Origin of the sequence: Saccharomonospora iraqiensis subsp. paurometabolica YIM 90007 (assembly GCF_000231035.2) — a bacterium.
Lineage (GTDB): Bacteria > Actinomycetota > Actinomycetes > Mycobacteriales > Pseudonocardiaceae > Saccharomonospora > Saccharomonospora paurometabolica.
In genome coordinates this window covers 7,795-10,597 of sequence record NZ_KI912192.1, presented here as the reverse complement: position 1 = coordinate 10,597, position 2,803 = coordinate 7,795, and the positions used below count along the sequence as shown (strand labels likewise).

At 73.3% G+C, this 2,803-nt stretch carries 3 protein-coding genes; all 3 read left to right on the top strand.

Features of this window, described 5'->3' with window-relative positions; translation table 11 throughout:
* The first annotated feature begins 116 nt into the window (after positions 1 to 116).
* Positions 117 to 671: a DUF3000 domain-containing protein gene (locus tag SACPADRAFT_RS0201665; RefSeq protein WP_007027155.1), complete on the top strand. Its 555-nt coding sequence runs from the start codon at positions 117 to 119 to the stop codon at positions 669 to 671.
* Between the two features lie 490 nt (positions 672 to 1,161).
* Positions 1,162 to 1,878, top strand: a complete 717-nt coding sequence (locus SACPADRAFT_RS24850; protein ID WP_007027156.1) for a LuxR C-terminal-related transcriptional regulator — start codon at positions 1,162 to 1,164, stop codon at positions 1,876 to 1,878.
* An 80-nt stretch (positions 1,879 to 1,958) separates the two neighbouring features.
* The coding region (locus SACPADRAFT_RS0201655) for an HRDC domain-containing protein (protein WP_007027157.1) at positions 1,959 to 2,803 on the top strand (845 nt) is incomplete at its 3' end.

Genomic DNA, 2,803 nt, shown 5'->3' with positions numbered 1-2,803 from the left:
CCCGGACGGGGCCGGCGTGACCGGGCACACGCCGCCGACGTGGCCGCGTCCCGGGTCCCGGCGCGTGTCGTCCACGGTCGTGACGCGGCGCGGCTTACAGTCGGGGCGTGACCGCCATGACCGAGGCGCCCGAGGAGTTCCGCACCGCCGTCGCCGCCCTGCGTTCGGTGTGCCCACGGCCCGAGGTGACGCTCGAACCGATCAGAGCACCCCGACGGCTCGCGCCGTGGGCGTTCGCCGTCGGGGCCGAGACGACCGGGCCCGACGGCGTCCCCGCGTCGGGCCGGTTGGTGCTGCTGCACGACCCCGGCGGCCAGCAGGGCTGGGACGGGGCGTTCCGGATCGTGGTGTACCTCCGCGCCGAGGTGGACGCCGACCTCGCGGGGGACCCGTCCCTGGCCGCGGTCGGCTGGTCCTGGCTCACCGACGCGCTGGAGACCTCCGGGGCCGGCTGGACGGCGCTCGGGGGCACGGTCACGGCGACGTCCTCGACCCGCTTCGGTGACATCGACGGCCCGTCCCGCAGCGACGACGTCGAGCTGCGCGCGTCCTGGAGCCCGACCTCGACGGAGCTGCGCGCGCACGGCGAGGCGTTCGCGCAGACGCTGGGCAGTTTCGTGGGCCTGCCGCCGGTGGGCGTGACCCTGTTCGAGCAGCGCCGGGGGGAGTGACCCGACGGCGCGGTGCGGCCCCGGCCGTTCCCGTGGGGGCCGCACCGACGGGCCCGCGAACCCGCCCGGACACGGTGTGCGACACTTGTCTCACTCGCGGTGATCCACACACCCCGCGCGGGAGCGCGGCACGGTCCGCCGCACCCGCCCCCGGACGTCCCCAGCCTGCTGAAACGACCGTTCCGAACGACCGCCGCCGGCGCGTGCACGCGGCATCTGCACGCGCGAATGGAAAGCCGGAACCTCGTGACATCGCGGACGCAGAGCAGTGCGTTAACCACTTTGCGTATCACGACCCGAATGCGCTATAGAACAGGTCGGGACCAGTTACCCGATAGGGACAGATGCCCGTTCAATCCCCCCACTGACCCAGTTGGGCGGCTAGAGTGCTTTCCGACGACACCACTTTCGGTCTAAAGCTGGCGCGGCTGAACGGCCGAAAGTCCCGGTGCCGGTCGGGGGGCACGACCGACTCCAGGGAGGTAGTGACGTGGCTGCCGTCGGCTTAACTCAGGCCGTCCGATCCACGCCAGCCGGCGCGTTGCCGGCGAGCATGGTCCCGCACCCGCGGGAGGAACTGTTCTCGGTGATGGTGGTCGACGACCACCCGCTGTTGAGGGAGGCGATTGCCGGACGAATGGCGCAGATGGGCGCGGGAACGGTCCACGAGGCCGCGACCGTCGCCGAGGCGAGGGCGAGGGCCGCGGCGACCGGCCCGTGCGACCTCGCCATTCTCGATCTCGGGCTTCCGGACGGGAGCGGCATCGAACTCGTCACGGAGCTGCGCAACACGGGGTGGCTCCGGGTCGTGGTGCTGGCGTCCTCGGACGACCCGTACGCGGTCCGCTCGGCGTTCCAGGCGGGTGCCCAGGCGTACCTGCTGAAGTCCGCGTCGCCGGTGGTGGTCACCGACGGCGTGCGCCGGGTGCTCGAGGGCGGTGTCTACGCCGATCCGAGCGTGGCACCGGTCCTGGCCACCGGGACCCGGGTGGCGGGCACCGACAACACCCCGCGTGAGCTGTCGGCGCGGGAGGTCGAGGTGCTCCAGCTGGTCGCGGACGGCCAGTCCAACAAGGAGATCGGTGACGAGCTCAGTCTCTCCGCGCTCACGGTGAAGTCCCACCTGTCGCGGATCGGCCGCAAGCTCGGCACCGGTGACCGGGCCCAGATGGTGGCGCTGGCCATGCGGGCGGGCGTCATCCGCTGACAGGACCCCGCTGACGTGACGAGACCCTACGGGACGGGCCGACCAGGCGCGGTGGAGCCCGTCCCGTAGGGTCCACAGCCGTGAGCACCGCAGATCAGGGCGCCGGGAGCCAGGACGGTCCCGGGGGCGTCCCGTTGACCGAACCGGCGGGCGGGACACCGCCGGTCATCACCGACGTCGCCGGGCTGCGGGAGGCGTGTGCCCGGTTGGCCGCCGGCAGCGGGCCGATCGCCGTGGACACCGAACGGGCGTCCGGGTACCGCTACTGGCCGAAGGCCTACCTCGTCCAGCTCCGGCGGGAAGGGACCGGCACGCTGCTGGTCGACCCGATCCCGCTGGACGGGGAGCTCGCACCGTTGGCGGAGGTCCTCGGGGCGCACGAGTGGGTGCTGCACGCCGCCTCGCAGGATCTGCCCTGCCTGGCCGAGCTCGGCCTGCATCCGCCCGCGTTGTTCGACACCGAGCTCGCGGGCAGATTGGCCGGCTACGAGCGTGTCGCGCTCGGCACGCTGGTGGAGACCCTGCTCGGGTACCGGCTGGAGAAGGGGCACAGCGCGGCCGACTGGTCCCGTCGTCCGCTGCCCGCGGAATGGTTGAACTACGCGGCCCTCGACGTGGAGCTGCTCGTCCCGCTGCGCGGGAAGCTGGAGGCCGAACTCGCGGGCCAGGGCAAGCTCGACTGGGCACACCAGGAGTTCGAGGCGGCGCGTACGGCGGGGCCGCCCGCCCCGCGGGCGGAACCGTGGCGGCGCACCTCCGGCATCCACAAGATCAAGACCGCCCGGGGGCTGGCCGCCGTCCGTGCCCTGTGGGAGGAACGGGACGCACTCGCGCGGGGGCGGGACCGCGCGCCCGGCCGCGTGCTGCCGGACAGTGCGATCGTGAACGCGGTGCTGGCCGACCCGCGCACCGACGCGGAACTGCG

Excerpts from the sequence above, each read along its gene's own strand:
- SACPADRAFT_RS0201665 (WP_007027155.1), top strand. The coding sequence starts at position 117 with ATGACCGAGGCGCCCGAGGAGTTCCGCACCGCCGTCGCCGCCCTGCGT.